Origin of the sequence: Winogradskyella marina, assembly GCF_015645385.1 — a bacterium.
Classification (GTDB): Bacteria; Bacteroidota; Bacteroidia; order Flavobacteriales; family Flavobacteriaceae; genus Winogradskyella; species Winogradskyella marina.
Window position 1 is genome coordinate 217,226 of record NZ_JADOET010000004.1, and the last position, 23,098, is coordinate 240,323.

General features: G+C 33.3%; 19 protein-coding genes. 14 read left to right on the top strand and 5 right to left on the bottom strand.

Features of this window, described 5'->3' with window-relative positions; all coding sequences use genetic code 11:
• Positions 1-16: 16 nt before the first annotated feature.
• The 4 genes from ITJ86_RS07210 to ITJ86_RS07225 all read right to left on the bottom strand — a co-directional run bounded on the left by ITJ86_RS07210 (position 17) and on the right by ITJ86_RS07225 (position 7,464).
• Entirely contained in the window at positions 17-2,434 is a 2,418-nt protein-coding gene (locus ITJ86_RS07210; RefSeq protein ID WP_195870953.1) for a glycoside hydrolase family 31 protein, read from the bottom strand.
• Between the two features lie 372 nt (positions 2,435-2,806).
• Positions 2,807-4,753, bottom strand: a complete 1,947-nt coding sequence (gene glgB / locus ITJ86_RS07215; protein ID WP_195870954.1) for a 1,4-alpha-glucan branching protein GlgB — start codon at positions 4,751-4,753, stop codon at positions 2,807-2,809.
• 18 nt (positions 4,754-4,771) lie between these two features.
• Positions 4,772-6,037 carry a glucose-1-phosphate adenylyltransferase gene (locus ITJ86_RS07220; RefSeq protein WP_195870955.1) on the bottom strand — a complete coding sequence of 422 codons (1,266 nt, stop codon included), beginning with the start codon at positions 6,035-6,037 and terminating at the stop codon, positions 4,772-4,774.
• Between the two features lie 23 nt (positions 6,038-6,060).
• Complete coding sequence (locus tag ITJ86_RS07225) at positions 6,061-7,464, bottom strand: glycogen synthase (RefSeq protein ID WP_195870956.1); 1,404 nt, start codon at positions 7,462-7,464, stop codon at positions 6,061-6,063.
• A gap of 130 nt (positions 7,465-7,594) precedes the next feature.
• Here ITJ86_RS07225 and msrB point away from each other — a divergent pair, with 130 nt between their 5' ends.
• The 6 genes from msrB (at position 7,595) to ITJ86_RS07255 (ending at position 14,231) form a co-directional block, all read left to right on the top strand.
• Positions 7,595-8,113: a peptide-methionine (R)-S-oxide reductase MsrB gene (msrB, locus tag ITJ86_RS07230; RefSeq protein WP_195870957.1), complete on the top strand. Its 519-nt coding sequence runs from the start codon at positions 7,595-7,597 to the stop codon at positions 8,111-8,113.
• A 143-nt stretch (positions 8,114-8,256) separates the two neighbouring features.
• Positions 8,257-8,715, top strand: coding sequence for an SsrA-binding protein SmpB (gene smpB / locus ITJ86_RS07235; protein WP_195870958.1), 459 nt, complete (start codon positions 8,257-8,259; stop codon positions 8,713-8,715).
• A gap of 173 nt (positions 8,716-8,888) precedes the next feature.
• Positions 8,889-11,354 carry a DUF5686 and carboxypeptidase regulatory-like domain-containing protein gene (locus ITJ86_RS07240; protein ID WP_195870959.1) on the top strand — a complete coding sequence of 822 codons (2,466 nt, stop codon included), beginning with the start codon at positions 8,889-8,891 and terminating at the stop codon, positions 11,352-11,354.
• A 10-nt stretch (positions 11,355-11,364) separates the two neighbouring features.
• A complete protein-coding gene (locus tag ITJ86_RS07245) occupies positions 11,365-11,769 on the top strand; it encodes a hypothetical protein (protein WP_195870960.1) in 405 nt (134 codons plus the stop codon).
• Between the two features lie 5 nt (positions 11,770-11,774).
• Positions 11,775-12,293 carry a hypothetical protein gene (locus ITJ86_RS07250; RefSeq protein ID WP_195870961.1) on the top strand — a complete coding sequence of 173 codons (519 nt, stop codon included), beginning with the start codon at positions 11,775-11,777 and terminating at the stop codon, positions 12,291-12,293.
• A gap of 96 nt (positions 12,294-12,389) precedes the next feature.
• A complete protein-coding gene (locus ITJ86_RS07255) occupies positions 12,390-14,231 on the top strand; it encodes a Xaa-Pro dipeptidyl-peptidase (RefSeq protein ID WP_195870962.1) in 1,842 nt (613 codons plus the stop codon).
• 82 nt (positions 14,232-14,313) lie between these two features.
• Here the strand turns inward: ITJ86_RS07255 and ITJ86_RS07260 are convergent, their stop codons facing one another.
• Positions 14,314-14,955, bottom strand: coding sequence for a protein-L-isoaspartate(D-aspartate) O-methyltransferase (locus ITJ86_RS07260; protein ID WP_195870963.1), 642 nt, complete (start codon positions 14,953-14,955; stop codon positions 14,314-14,316).
• Positions 14,956-15,218: 263 nt separating this feature from the next.
• Between ITJ86_RS07260 and ITJ86_RS07265 the strand changes: the two genes are divergently transcribed.
• The 8 genes from ITJ86_RS07265 (at position 15,219) to miaA (ending at position 23,044) form a co-directional block, all read left to right on the top strand.
• Positions 15,219-16,178 (top strand): Gfo/Idh/MocA family protein, encoded by a 960-nt coding sequence (locus ITJ86_RS07265; protein ID WP_195870964.1) that lies wholly within the window; start codon positions 15,219-15,221, stop codon positions 16,176-16,178.
• Between the two features lie 89 nt (positions 16,179-16,267).
• Complete coding sequence (locus ITJ86_RS07270) at positions 16,268-17,158, top strand: 3-hydroxybutyryl-CoA dehydrogenase (RefSeq protein ID WP_195870965.1); 891 nt, start codon at positions 16,268-16,270, stop codon at positions 17,156-17,158.
• 63 nt (positions 17,159-17,221) lie between these two features.
• Positions 17,222-17,593: a four helix bundle protein gene (locus ITJ86_RS07275; RefSeq protein ID WP_195870966.1), complete on the top strand. Its 372-nt coding sequence runs from the start codon at positions 17,222-17,224 to the stop codon at positions 17,591-17,593.
• A gap of 68 nt (positions 17,594-17,661) precedes the next feature.
• Entirely contained in the window at positions 17,662-18,900 is a 1,239-nt protein-coding gene (locus tag ITJ86_RS07280) for a DUF1015 domain-containing protein (protein WP_195870967.1), read from the top strand.
• Positions 18,901-18,963: 63 nt separating this feature from the next.
• Positions 18,964-19,623 (top strand): YggS family pyridoxal phosphate-dependent enzyme, encoded by a 660-nt coding sequence (locus tag ITJ86_RS07285; protein WP_195870968.1) that lies wholly within the window; start codon positions 18,964-18,966, stop codon positions 19,621-19,623.
• A gap of 98 nt (positions 19,624-19,721) precedes the next feature.
• Positions 19,722-21,086, top strand: coding sequence for an exonuclease domain-containing protein (locus tag ITJ86_RS07290; protein ID WP_195870978.1), 1,365 nt, complete (start codon positions 19,722-19,724; stop codon positions 21,084-21,086).
• A gap of 126 nt (positions 21,087-21,212) precedes the next feature.
• Complete coding sequence (locus tag ITJ86_RS07295) at positions 21,213-22,118, top strand: ion transporter (protein WP_195870969.1); 906 nt, start codon at positions 21,213-21,215, stop codon at positions 22,116-22,118.
• A gap of 8 nt (positions 22,119-22,126) precedes the next feature.
• Positions 22,127-23,044: a tRNA (adenosine(37)-N6)-dimethylallyltransferase MiaA gene (gene miaA / locus ITJ86_RS07300; protein WP_195870970.1), complete on the top strand. Its 918-nt coding sequence runs from the start codon at positions 22,127-22,129 to the stop codon at positions 23,042-23,044.
• The last annotated feature ends 54 nt before the right edge of the window (positions 23,045-23,098 follow it).

Consider the following 23,098-nt stretch of genomic DNA (forward strand, 5'->3'; position numbering starts at 1 on the left):
TTTAAATAAATAGTCACTAAGAATGTGACTTAATTCCTTTTAAATGTAGCTCAGAAAAGTTTTTATCTACAGTAATAGACTCTATATTATTAACTCTTAAGCTTTTATGCGCTATAGTTTCATTATCTAACTGCACCTCAACTATATCGAATGGTAAACCATGAAATTGAATATTAAAAGTACTGTAAGGTGTTATGAATTTACCTTCTTTGTGTTGATTGATTATTAACTCATTACCTTTACCTGTAAGTTTAAAGTTTCTTAAACTATATCGCCCTTTTGTATAATCAAAACCATCATTAGCATCACTATAAAAATCACTTTCTTCTTTCCCATCTTTATAGTACACATCTAATGTGATTTCTGTGATTTCCTTTTCACCAACATACTGCTGAATTGGGTATTTAGGAATTATTGCTCCTTCTTTTACAAAAAAGGGCATACTGTCAATATCCGCATCTACCCACATTTCTTTACCACCTTTTACAACCTCATCGGTCCAAAAGTTATACCAATTTCCTCGAGGAATATACATTCTTCGACCTTTAGCATTTGGTTCTAAAATCGGACACGCTAATATTTGTTCGCCAAAAATAAATTCGTCCGTCCTATAATGTGTTTGCACATCATCTTGATCATACAACACCAAAGATTTTAATAATGGTGTGCCATGATCTGTATAATTCCAAAATGCCGTATATAAATACGGTAATAATTGATATCTAATTTCTATAAATTTCTTTACAATAGCTGTCACATCTTCATCAAAAGCCCAAGGTTCTTGATCTCCATGGTCACCTGAAGAGTGTACTCTAAAAAATGGATGAAATATTCCTAATTGAATCCAACGTGTAAATAACTCTCCTTGTGGTTGCTCGGCAAAACCACCAATATCACTTCCTACAAATGAGAAACCAGACATTGCCATACGCTGTGCTTGTAGGTTAGCTATCCAAAGGTGTTCCCAAGTTGCTACATTATCTCCTGTCCAAGTTGATGTGTAACGTTGTGTACCAGAATAAGCTGCACGTGTGATAACAAAAGGACGTTTTGGATATGAATATTTTTTAAGTCCTTGGTACGTTGCTCTCGCCATCTGCATACCGTAAATATTATGGGCCTTTCTATGACTACAAGGGTTACCGTCGTAATCATGACGAACATCGTCTGGGAATGTTTTATTTGGCACTTCCATAACGGCTGGCTCATTCATATCATTCCAAACACCTTTAATACCTACGTCTTCAATAAGTTCTTGGAATAGACCAGACCACCAATCTCTTACTTCTGGGTTTGTAAAATCTGGAAAATAACACTCTCCAGGCCATACTTTACCTTTCATATAATCACCATCGGCACGCTTACAGAAATAATCTTTTTCTAAAGCTTCTTTAAAAACGGAATACTCTTTATCTATTTTAATACCTGGATCTATAATAGCAACCGTTTTAAAACCATCGTCTAGTAATTCTTTAACCATGCGTTTTGGATCAGGAAAATATGCTTTGTTCCAAGTGAAACAACGGAACCCTTCCATATAATCGATGTCTAAATAAATAGCATCACAAGGTATTTGAAGTTTTCTAAATGTTGACGTAATCTCTTTTACTTTACTTTCTGGGTAATAACTCCATTTACATTGGTGAAAACCTAATGCCCAAAGTGGTGGTAAATGATGTGGTTTTCCAGTTAAATCCGTATAACTTTCTACAACATCGTTCATTTTAGGGCCATAGAAGAAATAGTAATTCATTTCGCCTCCCTGTGCCCAGAAACTGGTTACATTTCTACGTTCGTGTCCAAAATCGAAAGACGACTTAAATGTGTTATCAAAGAAAATACCATAAGCTTTACCATGATGTAAACCCGTATAAAATGGAATGGTTTTGTAAATAGGATCGGTGTCTTTACCGTAGGCGTAAGAATCGGTTACCCAGTTACTAAAACGCTTCCCTTTAAGATTAAGATGGTTTGGCTTATCACCAAGTCCATAATAACTTTCGCCATCGTTAGAAACTTTACTCATTTTAACGATGTTTCCACCATGTTCATAACTTTCCTCCCAATGGAAACCATTTTCATCATGGTTTATTAATGTTCCATCTTTGGCGTCATAAATTGAAGTTCTCATATCTTCCTTAGATATCTCACAACGCAATTTCGATGTTAAAACTTCAAAGCTAGTCTTAGTTTCGCCAATTTCTAACTTGTTGTAGCCAATACTTGCATATTGGGTAATGGCATATGAAAAATCATTATTAAAGTTTCCAACAGTAGTATATCTAAAACGAAGCAGACTATCTCTAACAACAGTTAACTCTAAAATAACATCATTGTCTGCTGTGAAGTAAAGTTTATCGACGTCTTTTTTAAAGTCAATTATTTTTGAAGGAAATAAGTTCCCTTTATTTTCTAATTCAGTATTTACAATCATAGGTCAATTTTTAAGCAAAAATCACCCGCAAAAAAACGGAAAAATTTCAACTTCTGAAAGGCTTAGCGGTGGATATTAAGAATTGTTATTAACTATTAGATTTTTGCTTAACGCTTTGCGATTTTGTTAATTATCGACCAATATTTAGCTTTATATGCAATTTGAAACCTAGTGTCTAGCTCAATTATTTGCTCTTGTAAAAACACTGTAAATTGATTTAGTGCTCCTATGTCAATTTCATGATCTTTTTTGGAAAAGTTTAAAATCACATAAGCCCCTTTAAGTATTACAACTTAAAAGGGCTGTGTTTATATCAAATGATTCCTTTTTAGAATCATAAATCACCATAAAAAAAGCTGTATTTAAATACGTCTAGGCTTTTAACTTTGTTTTTTTCTTAGGCTTTATTCGGGTTTCATACCTGAACGCAACCATACCTAAAGGTGGAATATTAATTTCCATAGAATGATCTCTGTAATGCCACGCATCAGCTTTAGTCGTTTTTAATTTGTTTTTATAGTCTCCTGTTCCGTAATATTTCTTTAAGTCACTATTAAAAACTTCTCTAAGTTTTCCTTTGTCAGGCACACCGAGTTTATACTTTTCCTTAGGAACTGGCGTCATATTACAAACAATTATTAAATCGTCCTTTTCTTCTTTTCCTTTTCTAATATAACTGTAAACTGAGTTTTTTGAATCTCCATAATCTATCCACTCAAAACCTTCTGCTTCAAATTGTTTTTGGTGTAGAGAAGGTTCGTTTTTATAGAGTGCATTAAGATCTTTTACTAATTCTTGTACTCCTTTATGCGGATCGTATTGAAGTAAATGCCAATCGAGACTAGTTTTAAAATTCCACTCACTACTTTGCCCAAATTCTGAACCTTGAAATAGTAAGTTGGTTCCAGGATGTGTAAACATATAGCTGTATAACAACCTTAAGTTCGCAAAACGTTGCCATTCATCTCCAGGCATTTTTCCTAAGATTGAAGCTTTACCATAAACAACCTCATCATGACTTAGAGGCAACATAAAGTTTTCTGTAAACACATAGGTCATTGAGAACGTTAAGTCGTTTTGATGAAACTGTCTATATACGGTTTCTTTACTAAAATACTCAAGTGTATCGTGCATCCAACCCATCATCCATTTCATTCCAAAGCCTAAACCTCCCATAAATACGGGCTTAGATACCATAGGAAAAGCAGTAGATTCTTCGGCTATAGTTTGTACATCTGGAAAAGCAGCATACACAGCTTCATTCATTTCTCTTAAAAATGACATGGCTTCTAGATTTTCACGACCACCGAACATGTTTGGTTCCCACTCACCATCTTCTCTACTGTAATCTAAAAATAACATGGATGCAACGGCATCTACTCTAAATCCATCCGCATGGTATTGGTCTAGCCAAAAAAGTGCATTACTTATTAAAAATGATTTGACTTCGTTTCGTCCATAATTAAAAATTAAACTCTTCCAGTCTTTGTGATAACCTTTTCGTTTATCTGGATGTTCATATAATGCAGAACCATCAAAGAATCCAAGTCCATGTGCATCTTCAGGAAAATGAGATGGTACCCAATCTAGAATTATCCCAATATCGTTTTGGTGAAGTTTATCGACCAATAATTTAAATTCTTCAGGGTATCCAAATCGCGATGTTGGAGCAAAATAGCCTGTAACCTGATAACCCCAAGATGGGTCATAAGGATATTCCATAATTGGCATTAACTCTACATGTGTAAAGTTCATCTCTTTTACGTAGTTGACCAAATCATCTGCCAGTTCTACATAAGACATAAATCGATTCTCTTCCACTTGTTTTTTCCAAGAGCCTAAATGCACTTCGTAAACAGAAATAGGTGCGTCTAACGCATTATTCTTTTTACGCTTTTTCATCCATTTAGAATCCTTCCATTTGTAATTATCGTCCCAAACAATTGAGGCAGTATTAGGATTGTGCTCCGCACGTCTTGCGTAAGGATCTGCTTTTTCTGTTTTAATATCGTTATTACTGCTTAGGATTTTATACTTATACTTGGTGCCTTTACCTGCTCCTGGTATAAATCCTTCCCAAATACCGCTAGAATCCCAGCGTACATTTAACTTATGCTCGCCTTCTGTCCAGAAGTTAAAATCTCCTACTACGGATACCATTTTTGCGGTTGGAGCCCAGACCGCAAAATACACTCCTTCTACTCCATCTAAAGTAGTAATATGAGAACCAAATTTTTCATATAAACGATAATGCTTTCCAGATTTAAAAAGATCAATATCAAAATCTGTAAAACGACTATGTGCAATTACTTCTGCCATTTATTGTTGTGGAATATATTATTTAATTTCTGTGCCTTTTGGAATCGTTGCACCTTTCTTTATCACCACAATACCGTCTTTTACAAAATACTGATCGGTCTCTGCTTCTTTTAAACCTGCACCTCCTTCAATCCTAACATTATCTCCTATTCTACAATTCCTATCAATTATACAGTTATTAATAAAGCAATTTTTACCAATTCCCATAAGGTTTTCAATATGTTTGGATTCCATATCGGCCAAAGATTCGTAGGAATCATTACCCATAGTATACGTGTTTTGTACTATAGAATTTTTACCTATTCTAGATCTAATTCCAATAACACTTCTTTCAATTTTAGCTGCATGAATAATACAACCATCTGCAATAACCGAGTTATTTATTGTTGTCCCAGAAATCTTGGATGTAGGTAAAATTCTAGCTCTTGTATATACTCTGTTTTCACCATATAAATTAAATTTAGGAATATCATCTGTTAATCCTAAATTGGCTTCAAAAAAGGAATCTATTGTCCCAATATCTGTCCAATAGCCTTCATATTGATAACTTAAAGTCTTGTGCTTATGTATGGCTTGTGGAATAATTTCCTTTCCAAAATCATTAGTATCTGGATTACTCATTAAATCTACTAACAAGTCTCTATTAAAAATATAAATACCCATTGAAGCTAAATAATGCCTACCTTCATGTTTCATTTCATCACTAACTTCAGATGTCCAATCTGGTAAAAGATCTGAACCTGGTTTTTCTATAAAAGAAGTAATTACATTCTCTTCATTCGTTTTTAATAATCCAAAGCCGGTAGCATCTTTAGCATTTACAGGATGGGTGGCAATTGTGATTTCTGCTTTGCTCTCTTTGTGTTTTTCAATCATATCTTCAAGATCCATATTATATAATTGATCTCCAGAGAGAATTAAAAAATATTTAAAATCATTTTGTAAAAAATGATGCATACTTTGTCTTACCGCATCAGCTGTACCTTGAAACCATTCGTCGCTATGCATCGTTTGTTCTGCTGCCAAAACATCTACAAAAGCACTACTAAAAAAACTAAAGTGATACGTGTTTTTTATGTGCTGATTTAAAGATGCAGAATTGAACTGTGTTAATACATACATTCGCTTAATATCTGAATTGATACAGTTAGAAATAGGAATATCTACTAATCTGTATTTTCCGGCAATAGGAACTGCTGGTTTAGCTCTATCTGCTGTAAGGGGATATAATCGCGATCCTTGGCCTCCACCAAGAATGATGCTCAATACTTCATCATTTATCATAGTACTTATTTAGTTTAGTTAGTTTATTTTATTGATGAATATAATTCTATGTACGCTCTTGCAGAGACTTTCCAAGAATGATCTATACTCATTATATGTTTTCTATTCGCTTTAAATTTCTTTTGTTGTTTATAAAATTCTTTTCCTCTGTTAATTGAGTGTAAAACGTCATGTACAGAAACTTCATTATGACAAATTCCAAAACCATCGTCTCCAATATCAATAACTGTATCTTTTAATCCACCAATACGTCTTACAACAGGTACGGTTCCATATCTTAGAGAGTACATTTGGTTTAAGCCGCAAGGTTCAACACGAGATGGCATTAGTAAAAAGTCTGCTCCTGCATAAATAATATGAGAGAGCTTTTCGTCATAACCAATGAATGCGTTATAATTTCCGCTGTGTTTTGGTATTAATTCAAGTAATTGTCCTTCTGTCTCTTTAGAGCCTGAACCTAAAACAATAACAGATATGTCTTTAGAGCGCAGTGCATAATCTATTGCATAAGGTAAAAGTTCAGCGCCTTTTTCACCAACTAAACGACCAATAAATGCAAATAACGGTTTGCTTTCATCTAAGTTAAACTGTGCACACAACCATTTTTTATTGGCTTTTTTCCCCGATTCAACAGTCGATTTTTTATAATTCTTTACAATGTATTTATCCGTTTCTGGATTCCAAACCTCAGAATCTATTCCGTTTAAAATTCCTACAGCTTTTAAGTTTTCGTGATATAATAACGACTCTAATCCGTTAGCACTATATTTTAATTCTTCCATATAGCTTGGAGAAACAGTTGTAACTCTCCAAGCACATTTTATTGCTGCTGCTAATGGGTTAATCATGTCTTCCCACATAATTAGTCCAACATTTTCAATATTAAAACTTGGAATCTTATACAAATTATCATAAGCCATCCATCCTTGATATTGAGCATTATGAATAGTCGTAATTACAGGGATTTTATTCAGCGATTCATACGTATAACTTTCTTGGGCCATAAATGGAATTAAGCCCGTATGATGGTCATGACAATGAATAATATTTGGCTTTTCTTTTAAAGTTAATATCCAATCTAAAGCCGCAATTTGAAAGGCTAAAAAACGATCGGTATCGTTATCTGTATACACACTCTCAGTGTAAAGCAAATCTTCAACATGCACAAAGAAAACATCAAAATCTAAAACTGAACCATCAATTTTTAATATGTTATAATTCAATTCTTTATTACCAAGTCTTAAATCAGCTTCATAAACCGAAGTAAATTTATGTGCTTGGGTAAATTTATTGTTATAAAAAGGCATTATAACAGAACTGTTTGCACCAATTTCATTTTGGTACTTAGGTAAAGCGCCAACAACATCAGCCAAACCACCTACTTTTGCAATTGGGTAACATTCTGCACTTATATGTATTATTTTCATTGACAAATATTAACAAATTGTTGATGCATTAAATTTAACAATAATAAAAATAAAGACAAGCATAATTACGAATGTAATTTAAAATTAACATTGGTATTACATTGTAATGATTAACAAATAACAACGACCAATGAAACAAACTATAATTTTAGACATTTTAATTTTGAAAAAGATAGCATTATTAACACTTATAAGTTTGTTTTTAAGTTGTAACAGTTCAGCTCAAAAAACAGAAACAAAAGAAAATAAAACCTTTAAGGTTACTAAAACCGAAGCCGAATGGAAAGCACAACTTACGGCAGATCAATACCACATTCTAAGAGAAGCAGGAACAGAACGTCCATTCTCTAGCGCATTAAATAAAAACTACGAAAAAGGGGTGTATCATTGTGCAGGCTGTAATACTCCATTATATAAAAGTGAACACAAATTTGATTCTGGTACTGGCTGGCCAAGTTTTGATCGTGTTATTGAAGGCAATGTTGCTTTTAGTACAGACACTAAAATTGGTTACACCAGAAACGAAGAACATTGTGCGACGTGTGGAGGTCATTTAGGCCATGTATTTAATGATGGCCCAAAAGAAACTACAGGAAAGCGCCATTGTATTAATGGAGATGCACTAAAGTTTGTACCTTCTGAAGATTAAATTACCTTAAGTTAGAAATCACTGAGACTAAGTTTTCTCTTGCAATTGAATTATAAAGGGGTTGCGAGCAGTATTTTTATGCTCAAACTTTTTATAGCCGTCAATATTCAAATTTCTATTTGACTTTCCTATCTTTGGCATCCATGCAAAAAACGATTAACATACTAAATAAGAAAGCAAAATTTCAGTACGACATATTTGATAAATATACGGCTGGAATTGTACTTACTGGAACTGAAATTAAATCCATCAGATCTAGTAAAGCATCTATTGCAGAAAGCTTTTGTGAGTTTAACGACAGAGGTGAATTGTTTGTTATTAATATGACGGTTGAAGAGTATAAATATGGTACTTATTATAACCACAGACCTAAAGCCGAACGCAAACTACTCTTAAACAAAAGAGAGCTTAAAAAGCTAAAAAAAGAAATGGATATAAAAGGTAATGCTATCATTCCTTTAAAATTATTCATTAACGACAGAGGTTTAGCAAAGCTTATCATTGGACTAGGAAAAGGAAAAAAACTCTACGACAAACGCGAAACCATTAAAGATCGTGACAACAAGCGAAATTTAGATCGTATTAAGAAAAATTTCCGATAAATTTAAGATTACTATTACCTTACGGCAACAAATTATAGTTTAAGTTTGATACCTATTAGGCAACCATTTCATTTTTATTTGCGTCTTTATAAATAAATACGGTTCATAATCGTTTTTATAAGAGATGCATGTATCCTTGGAAGTGTTGTGTTTAGCAAATCAATCAATACTATATGACTAAAAAACTACTCAATATTTTCCTAATTGCTTATAGCACACTAGCTCTTGCACAAATTAAAGGAAACATTACGGATCAAAACAACGAAGCACTTCCTTTTGTAAATATAGTAATTGAGAATACCTACAAAGGCACAACAAGTAATGACGATGGCTATTACGACCTCAATATCTCAACACCAAAAACATATACCATTGTTTATAGTTATTTAGGTTACAAAACTGTAAAAAAGACGGTTACTGTAAATCAATTTCCATATCAACTAGATGTTACGTTAACTGAAGAATCTGTCTCGCTAAACGAAGTTGTAATCGACTCTGAAAACGATCCGGCAAACGCTATAATGCAACAAGCCATAGCACAACGAAAAGCTAATCTTGAAAAAATTAAGTCCTTTAAAGCTGATTTCTATTCTAGAGGACTCATAAAAATAAAAGATGCTCCTGAAAAAATAATGGGTCAAGAGGTAGGTGATTTAGGAGGTGGTTTAGACTCCACCCGAAGCGGTATCGTTTACTTATCTGAAACCATTTCTCATCTTCAGTTTTTGAGTCCAGATAAATTAAAAGAAAAAATAACAGCTTCAAAAATAAGTGGTGACAGTAATGGTTTTAGTTTTAATAGCGCACTAGACGTTAATTTCAATTTTTATAATAATTCGGTGAATTTTGGAAATGAAATTATTTCACCAATAGCAAATAATGCTTTTAGTTATTATCGCTATAAATTGGAAGGTATATTTTATGATGACAGAGGCAACCTGATTAATAAAATTAGAGTGATTCCTAAACGTGTTAATGACCCCGTTTTTTCGGGCTTTATATATATTGTTGAAGACCAATGGGATATTTACGCTCTAGAATTAGATCTTACAGGAGTCCAAGCACGTATTCCTATGGTCGATATAATTTCGTTACAACAGAGCTTTTCATATTCTGAAACCGATGATATTTGGGCTCGAATTTCGCAAAGTATCGATTTTAAATATGCTTTATTCGGAATTAAAGGTGAAGGTCGTTTTACAGCAGTGTATAGTAATTACGAGTTTAACTCAGGACTTACAAGAAGTGATTTTAGCCGAGAAATTGTCGCTTTTGAAAAAGAGGCCAACAAAAAAGATTCTATATTCTGGAATGCCATTAGACCTGTACCTCTAACTTCAGAAGAACGTACAGATTACGTAAAAAAAGATAGTATTCAGGTTCTACGAGAGTCTAAACCCTATTTAGATTCTATAGATAATGTTAGAAATAAATTCAAACTAGGAAGTATCTTAGGCTACACCTATCAAAATTCACATAAGGATTACCGTTTGGGTTATGATATTCCGTTATTAGGAGTTCAGTTTAATACTGTACAAGGCTATACAGCTAATGCTAATGTATTCTACACAAAAAATTATGACGATTTTAATCGTTTCTTAAGCGTTAATGGGAACCTTCAATACGGATTTTCAGATGAACGTTTACGTGCTACAGGTGCTATAACTTATAAGTTTAATAGTATTAGTAATTCATTCTTGTCGTTGTCTGGTGGAGTTTCAGCGGAACAATTTAATCCTTCAAATCCTATTTCACCATTAATCAATTCAGTAAGCACACTCTTTTTTGAAGATAATTACATAAAATTGTACGACAAAAGTTATCTGGCTTTAAATTATTCGGAAGAACTTTTTAACGGCTTCAGGTTATACGCAGGTTTAAGTTACGAGCGACGAAAAGCACTCTTCAACACAACAGACCAAACATTTATAAATGAAGAAAATGATGTTTACACTAGTAATAATCCACTAAACGAAACAGCATTTGGTATAGCACCATTTGAAACACACAATATTGTAAAAGGAACAATAGATGCTCGAATTAATTTTGGTCAAGAATATTTAAGTTATCCAGATGCTAAATACAATGTTAGTAATGATGACTATCCAACTTTATACTTGGGTTACGAAAAAGGATTTGGTGCTACAGATAGCGATTATAATTTCGATCAAATTAAAGCAAGCTTAAGGCAATCGTTTAATATAAAAGACAAAGGTCGATTTATGTATAATGTAAAAGCAGGAACCTTTTTTAATGCCGAAGATATTGCCTTTATGGATTACCAACATTTTAATGGCAACCAAACACATGTCAGCACAGAAGGCAACTATACTAATGTATTCAACAATTTAGATTATTATTCTGCAAGTACAAACGACACTTATTTTGAAGGCCATGTGGAACACGATTTTAATGGCTTTTTACTTGGAAAAATACCTTTACTCAATAAACTTAATTTTAACTTAGTAGTAGGTGCTCATCTTTTAGCAAAACCAGATTTTAGTCCTTATCAAGAATATTCTGTAGGTATTGACAATATTGGTTGGGGAAAATGGAGGTTCTTAAGAGTTGATTATATACGTTCTTATCAAAGCGGATTTCAGAGTGATGCTATTATGTTTGGTTTAAAATTCTTTTAATATAACTATTTTGAATAAGTTCAGTTTAATTTTCTTTATTTCTATATTGTTTTTCAATTGTAAAAATGAACAATCAGAGTATGAAAGTTATACTTCTATTGGAGAAATTGAACATGCTTCATTCACTTTTTGTGCTATCGTACCAAGTGAAGTTGACTATTCATATCGAGTTGGTGAATGGATTTTTAAAAGTACCAATAGTTACAAATTAGCCAAAGGAAAATATGGAATATCAGTAGTTAACATTGATAGTATTGGAGGGTGTAATTACGAAATTATTACAAATACGATAAGTCTTAAAGAATGGGTGTTTTGGAATGAAAAAGGGGAAATTATAGAACCAACGAAAAGAATGATTAATTTAGTCCAGCCAAATCAAATGAATTCAGTAAACCCATTTGAACAAAATCAATAAAATAAATGAAAACGAATATCACATTATTTTTACTTCTAATTACACTAAGTGTTACTGCACAAGAAAAAAAAGATTACTCAAGTAAAGTCACAACTATAGATAGCACAGTTGCAACCTTATATTCAGTCATTTCTGGAGATAAAGAAGAAGCACGCGATTGGGATTTATTTAAGCATTTATTTAGAAAAGATGCGAAACTAATTCCAATAGGTGTAAAAGATGGAAAAACAACCGTTCGTTATATGTCACCAAGCGACTATATTAAAACTTCAGGCAATTGGTTGCAGCAAAACGGATTTCATGAAATAGAAATTAAACGAGAGACACAAACTTTCGGAAATTTAACACAGATTTTTAGCACCTACGAAGCTTATAAAAGTAAAGACGACAAAACACCTTTTATGCGTGGCATTAATAGCATTCAGTTGTTTAATGATGGGACACGTTGGTGGATTATTAACTTGTATTGGAAACAAGAATCTGAAGATTTTCCTATTCCAGAAGACTATTTGCCTAAAAATTAATGCTATTATTTACATTTCCTAACAAGGCAAGAATCACATTTGAGTATTGATTTATTCAACCTATTTTTATCAAAACACTTTCAAAACATTATTTAAATGATCATCTCACCAAAATCCATTTCAATAGTACTGATTGCTTTATCATTTTCAATAGTAAGTTGTGCTCAAAACACAACCGAAAAAACAACACCCATTTTTAAAGATGGAGAAGCGCAAATTGTTGATGCCTTTGTAGACACTAATAAATGGATTCGTCACGATTTATGGGTAGAAACCGAGTTTGATACGGATGGAGATGGTCAACCAGATCGTATGCACGTTGCTGTAACACGACCAGAACAAACTGAAACAGAAGGTTTAAAGCTACCTGTAATTTACGTTACAAGTCCTTATTTTGCTGGAGTGGCATCAGATTTACCAGGAGTTATGTGGGACGTTAATATTGAACTAGGAGAAACAGGAAAAGAGCGTGTTCACCCTGAAGTTACAAGACGAGGACAACGACCAATTATTTCTAATTCGCATCTTAGAAAATGGGTTCCAAGAGGTTATATTGTTGTGCATTCTTCGTCACCAGGAACAGGTTTATCTGACGGAGCACCAACCATTGGTGGAGAAAATGAAACGTTAGCACCAAAAACAGTGATAGACTGGTTATGCGGACGCGCAAAAGGATACACTGAGCGCGAAGGAAATGAAGAAGTTAAAGCCTATTGGTCAACCGGAAAAGTTGGTATGACAGGAACGTCATATAACGGAACTTTACCTTTAGCTGCAGCAACTACAGGTGTTGAAGGTCTTGAAGCTATTATTCCTATTGCACCAAACACATCGTACTATCACTATTACCGTTCTAACGGTTTAGTTCGTTCGCCAGGTGGTTATCTAGGTGAAGATATTGATGTGCTGTATGACTTTGTACATAGCGGAAAAGAAGAAAACAGGCCTTACAATAATAAGACTGTGAGAGATACCGAAATGAAAAACGGTATGGATAGAGAAACTGGAGATTATAACGAGTTTTGGGCAGGACGAGACTACCTTAACCAAATGGATAACATGAAAGCTGCCTTGCTAATGGCACATGGTTTTAACGATTGGAATGTTATGCCAGAACACAGTTATCGAATTTATAAGGCTGCAAAAGAAAAAGGACTACCAACTCAAATATTTTATCATCAAAACGGACACGGTGGACCACCTCCAATGACATTGATGAATCGTTGGTTTACTAAATATCTTCATGGTGTTGATAATGGTGTTGAAAAGGAAGAAAACAAATCTTATATTGTTAGAGAACATGATGATCCACAAGCACCAACAGCATATAAAGATTATCCAAATCCTGACGCTTCAGATGTAACCTTACATTTAACACCTGGAGGAGCTTCTATTGGAGGCCTAACATTAGATAAAGTTGCAGAGGCAGAAGAAATGTTTTCTGATGACGCTTCAATTTCAGGAAGCGAGCATGCCAAAGCAACAACCTCGAAAAACAGACTACTATACGTAACTCCAAAATTAAAAGAAGACCTTCATATCTCAGGTGTTCCAAATGTTACAATCTCATTAGCTAGTAGTAAACCTGCAGCCAATTTATCAGTTTGGTTAGTTTCTTTGCCATGGCAAGAGGGAGAAGACATTAAAATTACAGACAATATTATTACACGTGGTTGGGCAGATCCTAAAAATCATAAGTCTTTGACTAAAGAAGAAGATTTAGTCGTTGGTGAAGATTACACCGTCTCTTTTGATTTACAACCAGACGATCAGATTATAAAAGCCGGACAACAAATAGGTTTTTTAATATTCTCAAGTGATAAAGAATTTACCCTGCACCCAAAACCTGGAACAGAACTAACAATTCACTTGGGTGACACGTCATTAACCTTACCAGTAGTTGGTGGAAAAGATGCGTTTGTAAAGACTACAAACTAGTGTTGCCTTTCAACAGACCATATTAGTATATTTTACGAGGTATGAAGGACGTTTAAATCTAAACTCTATTTCAGAGGATACATTAATTCTTATCCTCTAACATTGGAACAAACCTAAAATCACCAAATTCGTGTTTTTCAAAATCCTTTGGTCCTTTTCTAATAAATAAGGTCATTACTTGTACATCATCTCCAACAGGAATCACTAAACGGCCACCAATGGCTAATTGGCTCAACAGCGGATTAGGCACATAAGGAGCACCTGCTGTTACGATTATACTTTGAAACGGAGCTTCAACTGGTAAACCTTTATAACCATCTCCAAAGATGAATTTCTTTGCTCTATAGCCTATTTTAGGAAGAAATTTAGACGTTTTTTTAAAGAGTTCATGCTGACGTTCTATGCTGTAAACTTTAGCACCAAGTTCTAAAAGTACAGCAGTTTGATAACCACTACCTGTACCAATTTCTAACACAGTATCACCTGGTTGCACTTGCAATAATTCAGATTGAAAAGCAACAGTATAAGGCTGAGAAATGGTTTGGTCAGCAGCAATAGGAAATGCCTTGTCTTGGTAGGCATAATCTATAAATCCTGAATCCATAAATAAATGCCTTGGAATTTTTCCAATTGCTTTTAACACAGATTTATCTTTAATACCTTTATTTATTAGTGTTTCAACAAGTTGCTGTCGCATCCCTTGATGCTTAAATGTATCTTTCAAAGCGTAGTTTAGTTTCTGTAAAAATAGCTCAAAGAAAAGCAATTTCCAACCTCAAAAAGTTCAAATTTTAAAATGAAATTCAAATTTTGATGATATTTTCATAAACTAAAACTAATCACATTAATAAGATGAAATGTTTTTAATTTTAAAACTTATACGAAAGAAAACAATTTATCATGTTTAAAATTTAGACAATGAACTTTTAGTCATTCTTTACGAATTATCTAATTCAAATCTACTATTTTTGTTAAAAACATAAAAATATGCTCAAAGTTGGTGTTCTTGGTGCTGGTCATCTTGGTAAAATTCATCTAAGATTACTCAATCAATCTAATAAATACGACCTTATAGGTTTTTACGATGCAGATCCTGAAAATGCTAAACGTGTAGTTGAAGAATTTGGTTATACGTATTTCGATTCAATAGACAATTTAATAGATGCTGTTGATGTCGTAGACATTGTAACCCCTACCCTTTCGCATTACGATTGTGCAAAAAAAGCCATCAAAAAAGGGAAACATATTTTTATAGAAAAACCAATTACCAATACGGTTGAAGAAGCAGAAACGATCAGAACTTTGGTTGCTGAAAACGAAGTTAAAGGCCAAGTTGGACATGTAGAGCGCTTTAATCCTGCGTTTATTGGTGTAAAGGACCAAATAAAAAGTCCGATGTTTATAGAATGTCATAGATTGGCTGAGTTTAATCCTCGTGGTACAGATGTGCCTGTGGTCTTAGATTTAATGATTCATGATATTGATATTATTCTTTCTGTAGTGCAGTCTCCTGTAAAGCATATTTCTGCAAGTGGTGTATCAGTGGTGAGTGAAACTCCCGATATTGCTAATGCAAGAATAGAGTTTAAAAATGGCTGTGTTGCCAACTTAACAGCGAGTAGAATTTCATTAAAAAACATGCGTAAAACGCGTTTTTTCCAAAAAGACGCTTACATCTCTGTAGATTTTCTTGAGAAGAAATGTGAAGTTGTAAAAATGAAAGATGCACCTAATAATCCTGGTGATTTTGATATGATTCTTCAAAATGCAGAAGGTATTAAAAAACAAATCTATTTTGACAATCCAAATATAACCAACAATAACGCTATTTTAGACGAACTAGAAACCTTTGCAGACGCTATTAACAATAACAAAAAGCCAATTGTAACTTTACATGATGGTACGGAAGCCTTACGTGTTGCCAATATGATTATTAATCAGTTTTAATTCCTATAAAAATGGGAATCTCAAAATAATATTCCAAAGTTATAAAAGAATAGATTACCGATTTATCGGGAATAAAAAATAAATTTTCAATGAAAAACATAGCAGTTATAGGTGCAGGAACCATGGGAAATGGAATTGCACACACTTTTGCACAATCAGGATTTAACGTTCAACTTATCGATATTAGTGATGCGTCTTTAAAACGAGGCATGGATACCATTGCTCGAAATTTAGACAGAATGGTGGCTAAAGAAAAAATTAGTGACGCTGATAAAGCTGAAACCTTAGCAAACATTACCACATTCACAAAAACAGAAGAAGGCGTAAAAAATGGTGATTTGGTTGTTGAGGCAGCCACAGAAAATTTAGATTTAAAATTAAAAATCTTTAAACAACTCGACGACGTTTGTAATGCGGATACCATTTTAGCCACAAACACGTCGTCTATTTCCATTACTCAAATTGCTGCAGTCACTTCACGACCAGATAAAGTTATTGGTATGCACTTTATGAATCCGGTGCCAATTATGAAATTGGTAGAAATCATTAGAGGTTACAGCACAAGTGATGATGTCACTACAACTATTATGGAATTATCTAAAACTTTAGGTAAAACACCAACAGAAGTTAATGATTATCCTGGTTTTGTTGCCAACCGCATTTTAATGCCAATGATTAATGAATCTATTGAAACGCTTTACAACGGAGTTGCTGGAGTCCAAGAAATTGATACCGTAATGAAACTTGGAATGGCACATCCCATGGGTCCATTACAATTGGCCGATTTTATAGGATTAGATGTTTGTCTTTCTATATTGAATGTCATGTACGACGGATTTAAAAACCCTAAATATGCACCTTGTCCTTTATTAGTAAATATGGTTATGGCTGGTAAATTAGGTGTAAAATCTGGTGAAGGGTTTTATGATTATGCTGAGAGTCGGAAAGCGGAAAAAGTTTCTGGGCAGTTTATGAAGTAGTCAGTGGTCAGTGGTCAGTGGTCAGTAATATTAATGCTTAGCTATCGAATAATTAAATAAATTATGAAATTTCAAGATTTACTTGCCTATAAGAAGGGATTTGATTTAGGCATGAAAATTTTGGATGTATCTAAATCATTTCCAAAAGAAGAGACCTATTCATTAACTGATCAAATTAGACGTTCATCAAGAAGTGTTTGCGCAAATATGGCAGAAGCCTATAGAAAACGACTTTACCCAAAACATTTTATAAGTAAATTAACTGACTGTGATGCTGAAAATTCTGAAACACAAACTTGGTTAGAATTTGCATTGGCTTGTGATTATATTAGCCAAGAGCAATTTAATGAACTCACAGACCAAAGTCTTGAAATTGGAAAACTTATAAATTATATGATTCGAAATCCGGAGAAATTCGGATCTCAAAAAATCTGAAGCGACAGAACACTGATTACTGAATACTGATTACTGATTACTGAACACTGAACACTGATTACCATTTTATGCCAAAAATAACCCCATTCAAAGCTGTAAAACCAACAAGAGCAATCGTTGGACTTGTTGCTGCGCGACCATATCAAAGTTACACGATTGATGAGCGCGAATCTCGAATGGCTTATAATCCGTTTAGTTTTCTTCATATTGTTAATCCTGGTTACAAATACGACCAAGAAGTTACAGGTGAGGAACGTTACAAGTTAGTGAAAAATCGATATTTAGAATTTAAAGAGGATGGTATTTTTATTCAAGATAAAAAACCATCGTTTTATGTGTATAAAATTGTCAATCGACATAAACAAGAGTTTAGTGGCATTGTTGCAGCTACAAGTGCTGAAGATTATGAAAATGACATTATTAAAAAACATGAGGATACGATTGCCAAACGTGAAGAAACCTTTAAAAGTTATTTACAAACCGTTGGCTTTAATGCAGAACCTGTATTACTAACCTATCCTGATAATGCTATAATTGCAAATATTATAAAGGAAGCTCAAAAGGAACATGCTGAGTTTGAGTTTACAATGACGTATAGAGATACTCATTGTCTGTGGAAAATAGATGATGACGACACCATTGCTACAATCCAAAATGAATTTGAGAAAATGAAGACCATTTACATTGCCGATGGTCATCATAGATCTGCTTCATCTTACCTATTACATAAAGATGAAAAAGCAAAAAACCCTAATCACAATGGTAATGAGTCATATAACTTTTTTATGTCGTATTTAATTCCTGAATCGGATTTAGTGATTCATGAATTTAACAGACTCATTACAGATTTAAATGGGTTATCAAAAGAAGCATTTTTAATACAACTAGATGCTTCGTATCGTATTGAAAACAGAGGTCAAATACCATACAAACCAGCTAAACCACATCATTTTAGCATGTATTTAGATGGTGAGTTTTATTCCCTTTATTTACGTAAAACAGCTTACGAATTTAAAACTGCATTAGACCAGTTAGACGCGCAAATACTTTACAAAACGGTTCTTCAGTCCATTTTAGGTATTAATGACTTAAGACATGATAATAGAATTTCGTATGTTAATGGCCAACACGACATGGTGACCATCAAAAGTGGTGTAGATAGCGGAGAATACGTCGTAGGTTTTGGTATGTGTCCTTCAAATGTAGAACAGATGAAACAAATTGCAGATGAAGGCTTAACAATGCCACCAAAAAGCACTTATATTCTACCGAAATTGAGAAGTGGGATTACGATATATGAATATTAAAAAAAGAGTTAATCGTTTATCTATTAGTTGTTGAGTCAGACAACTAAACAACAAACATCAAAAATGAACATTCAAGACAACTTAAATAATATAAAATCAACCTTACCAGAAGACGTCACTTTAGTTGCCGTTTCTAAAACAAAACCTATTAGCGATTTAATGGAAGCCTACAATGCTGGTCAACGCATATTTGGCGAAAATAAAATCCAAGAAATGGTTGAGAAACACGAAGACATGCCAAAGGACATTGAGTGGCACATGATTGGACATGTTCAGCGAAATAAAGTGAAATATATGGCTGAATTTGTAAGTTTAATTCATGGTGTGGAAAGTTTTAAACTATTAAAAGAGATTAACAAACAAGCAAAAAAACACAATAGAATTATTAACTGTTTGCTTCAGATTAAAATTGCAGAAGAAGATAGTAAATTTGGAATGTCTGCAACTGATGCTGCTACCCTTTTGCAATCAGATGAATTTTCAGATTTAAAGCATATCAAAATTACTGGTGTTATGGGAATGGCAACTTTTACAGATGATATGAAACAAGTTGAAACTGAATTTAAATTCCTAAAACACACATTTTCAGAGCTTAAAAACATAAACACGGAACTCAATACTATTAGTATGGGAATGAGTGGCGACTATAAATTAGCAATTGAATGCGGAAGTACTATGGTTCGTGTTGGAAGTAGTATATTTGGGTCACGAAATTATAAGTAATACATCATTTCGATACCATACTTCGAAGTAATCTCATACAATATTTAGATTGCTTCTCTTAGTTCGATTTAGTGTATAAACAACTAAAAGCAAATAACATCTACGCAATACTAGACATAGAAACCACAGGTGGTAAGTATAATGAAGAAGGCATCACCGAAATTGCAATTTACCAATTTGATGGCCATAAAGTAACCGACCAATTTATTTCATTGGTTAATCCAGAACGTGAAATTCAACCTTTTGTGGTTAATCTTACAGGTATCAATTCTAAAATGCTTAAAAATGCACCAAAATTTTATGAGGTGGCTAAGCGCATTGTCGAAATCACTGAAGATTGCATCATAGTTGCTCACAATTCTTCATTTGATTATAGAATTCTTAAAACCGAATTTAAACGTTTAGGATTTCCATTTAAAAGAAAAACACTTTGTACTGTTGAGCTTTCTCAACAACTTATTCCTGATATGAACTCGTATAGTTTAGGTAAACTGACGCGTGCATTAGGTATTCCTATGAGTGATAGACATAGAGCTAATGGAGATGCCATGGCGACAGTGAAATTGTTTAAAATGCTACTTAACAAAGATCTAGATAAGGTTATTGTAAAAAATGCGATTAAGATTGAAAAAAAATCTAAAATAGCGCCAAACCTATTAGATATTATAGAAGAATTACCTTCAGACACTGGAGTTTATTACATCCATAATGCCAACGGAGATATTATATATATTGGTAAAAGTAAAAACATCAGAAAACGAATTGTTCAGCATTTTACAGGTACAAATTCTAAGTCAAAGAAAATTCAGAAGTTAGTAAGTACAGTAACTTATGAAAAAACAGGAAGTGAATTAGCTGCGTTGTTAAAGGAAAGCGCTGCCATAAAAGCGAATAAACCCATTTTTAACAGAGCATTACGACGAACTATATTTACGCATGCATTGTATAGTTTTACGGATTCTAATGGTTATATAAATCTATTTATCGATAAATCTAACAGAGAAGAAGCTCCTATTACAACGTTCAATACAAGAGCAAGTGGTAAACATTTTATGTTTAAAGCGGCAGACGATTATAACTTATGCCAAAAACTCACCGACCTATACACTACAAAAACGAGTTGCTTTAAATACGAAGTAAAAGAGTGCAATGGTGCTTGTATTAATGAAGAACCAAAAGAATCGTATAATAAAAGGGTAAACGATCTTATAGAAAAGTATAGTTATTCTAATAAAAATATGCTTATCATTGATAAAGGTCGAGATATTGAAGAAAAAAGTGTTTTCTTAATAGAAGATGGGATCTTTAAAGGCATGGGATATTTTGATCTTAATCATCAAATAAATAATAAAGCGATTTTAAAATCGCTAATAACACCTATGGAGAACAATAAAGATACACAGCATATTATTCAAAGTTATCTGCGACGAAATAAAAGATTAAAAGTTGTTGACTTAAATTAAAATATATGACGTTAAGGTTAATACTAATAGTAGTTGTCTTTGCTACTTTTTATGGTTATTCACAGGTTACAAAACAAACAATGACTATAGAAAAACTATAATTTAACTTTTTCGTACATTTAGAATATGGAACCGAATAAGCAAGAAAATTGGAAAATAAAACTACATGAAGTTATCTATGAAGCAGATACACCTTCTGGAAAACTTTTTGATATACTATTGCTAATATTCATATTGCTTAGCATTATTTTAGTAATGCTCGAAAGTGTTGTTAGTATAGATGAAAAATACCACCAACTCCTTTATGTTGGAGAGTGGGTAGTTACAATTCTGTTTTCTATCGAGTATATTTTAAGAATAATATCGGTAAAAAAACCATTTAAATATATCTTTAGTTCATTAGGAATCATTGACTTCTTATCGACTATACCTATGTATCTCTCTTTCATATTTGTAGGTTCTCAGGCTTTAGTAACTTTAAGAGCATTACGATTACTTAGGGTATTTAGAATTTTAAAATTAGCGCGATATTTAGGAGCTTCAAACCACCTAAAAGCTTCATTAGTTGCTAGTCGTGTAAAAATAATGGTCTTTTTATTTGCCGTGATGATTACATCTATAATTTTCGGAACGATTATGTACTTGGTTGAAGGTGAAGCTAATGGGTTCGATAACATCCCAAAAAGCGTCTATTGGTGTGTGGTAACATTAACAACAGTAGGGTTTGGAGATATAGCGCCACAGACTCCATTAGGCCAATTTATTACCACCTTTATTATGATTTTAGGTTATGGAATAATTGCTGTTCCTACAGGAATTGTATCTGCCGAATATGTCAGAACGAGTCAAAAAGAAGATGCCGAAAATAAAGGACTTAAAAACAAAGGCTATGATCCTTATAAAAACCCAGATGACAATATTACGATTCAGCTTAATTCACAACACTGTTCAAACTGTTTTGTGTCTGACCACAGAGATAATTCAGAATATTGTTATAACTGTGGAAATGAACTCCATCCTAAAAAATCGTAGCTTAATTAATGTCTAAAATCTCCCAGAAGTATCTCATTACTATTGTTGGCCCTACTGCCATTGGCAAAACGGCATTAAGCATAAAGTTAGCTCAACATTTTAATTCTGAAATCGTATCCGCCGATTCGCGTCAATTCTTTAAAGAGATGGAGATAGGAACCGCTGTACCTTCAAAAGAAGAACTAAACGCTGCGAAGCATCATTTTATTCAACATAAATCTATTAAAGAACCATTTAACGTAGGTGATTTTGAACGTGATGCCATTTCTAAAATTGAAGAATTGCATCATACAAATCCGGTTGTAGTTATGGTTGGAGGCTCTGGTCTTTACGTCAAAGCAGTAACGGAGGGTTTGGATTATTTTCCAGAGGTGGACTCTAAAATTAGGACTTCGCTTAATCTTCAGTTTAAAACCGAAGGCATATCACCTTTACAAGAACAACTTAAAACCTTAGATCCCACTGCTTACAATTCTATTGCAATAGATAACCCTAAACGCGTTATTAGAGCTTTAGAAATTTGTATAGGAACCAAGAAACCCTATTCTTCTTTTCTAACAAATTCTGAAAAAATCAGACCATTTAAATCCATTAAAATCGGACTAAATGCAGATCGTTCTATGATCTACGATAGAATTAACCAACGTGTAGATATAATGATAGAAAACGGGTTACTAGAAGAAGCTAAAGCATTAGTACCACACAAAGATCTTAACGCTTTAAATACGGTTGGTTATAAAGAGCTATTTGCTCATTTTGAAGGAGACACTACCTTAGATTTTGCCATTTCTGAAATCAAAAAAAATACCAGACGCTTTGCTAAACGTCAATTAACGTGGTTTAGAAAAGATGATACAATTAGTTGGTTTGATTTTGAAACTGATATTGATGAAATCATACATCATATCAACTCTAAAATGCAGTAAAGACGCAATGTTTAATTGATTTTGAAACTGTTATATTTTCAAAAAAAAAAAAAA

Excerpts from the sequence above, each read along its gene's own strand:
- ITJ86_RS07210 (WP_195870953.1), bottom strand. The coding sequence starts at position 2,434 with ATGATTGTAAATACTGAATTAGAAAATAAAGGGAACTTATTTCCTTCA.
- glgB (WP_195870954.1), bottom strand. The coding sequence starts at position 4,753 with ATGGCAGAAGTAATTGCACATAGTCGTTTTACAGATTTTGATATTGAT.
- ITJ86_RS07220 (WP_195870955.1), bottom strand. The coding sequence starts at position 6,037 with ATGATAAATGATGAAGTATTGAGCATCATTCTTGGTGGAGGCCAAGGA.
- ITJ86_RS07225 (WP_195870956.1), bottom strand. The coding sequence starts at position 7,464 with ATGAAAATAATACATATAAGTGCAGAATGTTACCCAATTGCAAAAGTA.
- msrB (WP_195870957.1), top strand. The coding sequence starts at position 7,595 with ATGAAACAAACTATAATTTTAGACATTTTAATTTTGAAAAAGATAGCA.
- smpB (WP_195870958.1), top strand. The coding sequence starts at position 8,257 with ATGCAAAAAACGATTAACATACTAAATAAGAAAGCAAAATTTCAGTAC.
- ITJ86_RS07240 (WP_195870959.1), top strand. The coding sequence starts at position 8,889 with ATGACTAAAAAACTACTCAATATTTTCCTAATTGCTTATAGCACACTA.
- ITJ86_RS07250 (WP_195870961.1), top strand. The coding sequence starts at position 11,775 with ATGAAAACGAATATCACATTATTTTTACTTCTAATTACACTAAGTGTT.
- ITJ86_RS07255 (WP_195870962.1), top strand. The coding sequence starts at position 12,390 with ATGATCATCTCACCAAAATCCATTTCAATAGTACTGATTGCTTTATCA.
- ITJ86_RS07265 (WP_195870964.1), top strand. The coding sequence starts at position 15,219 with ATGCTCAAAGTTGGTGTTCTTGGTGCTGGTCATCTTGGTAAAATTCAT.
- ITJ86_RS07270 (WP_195870965.1), top strand. The coding sequence starts at position 16,268 with ATGAAAAACATAGCAGTTATAGGTGCAGGAACCATGGGAAATGGAATT.
- ITJ86_RS07275 (WP_195870966.1), top strand. The coding sequence starts at position 17,222 with ATGAAATTTCAAGATTTACTTGCCTATAAGAAGGGATTTGATTTAGGC.
- ITJ86_RS07280 (WP_195870967.1), top strand. The coding sequence starts at position 17,662 with ATGCCAAAAATAACCCCATTCAAAGCTGTAAAACCAACAAGAGCAATC.
- ITJ86_RS07285 (WP_195870968.1), top strand. The coding sequence starts at position 18,964 with ATGAACATTCAAGACAACTTAAATAATATAAAATCAACCTTACCAGAA.
- ITJ86_RS07295 (WP_195870969.1), top strand. The coding sequence starts at position 21,213 with ATGGAACCGAATAAGCAAGAAAATTGGAAAATAAAACTACATGAAGTT.
- miaA (WP_195870970.1), top strand. The coding sequence starts at position 22,127 with ATGTCTAAAATCTCCCAGAAGTATCTCATTACTATTGTTGGCCCTACT.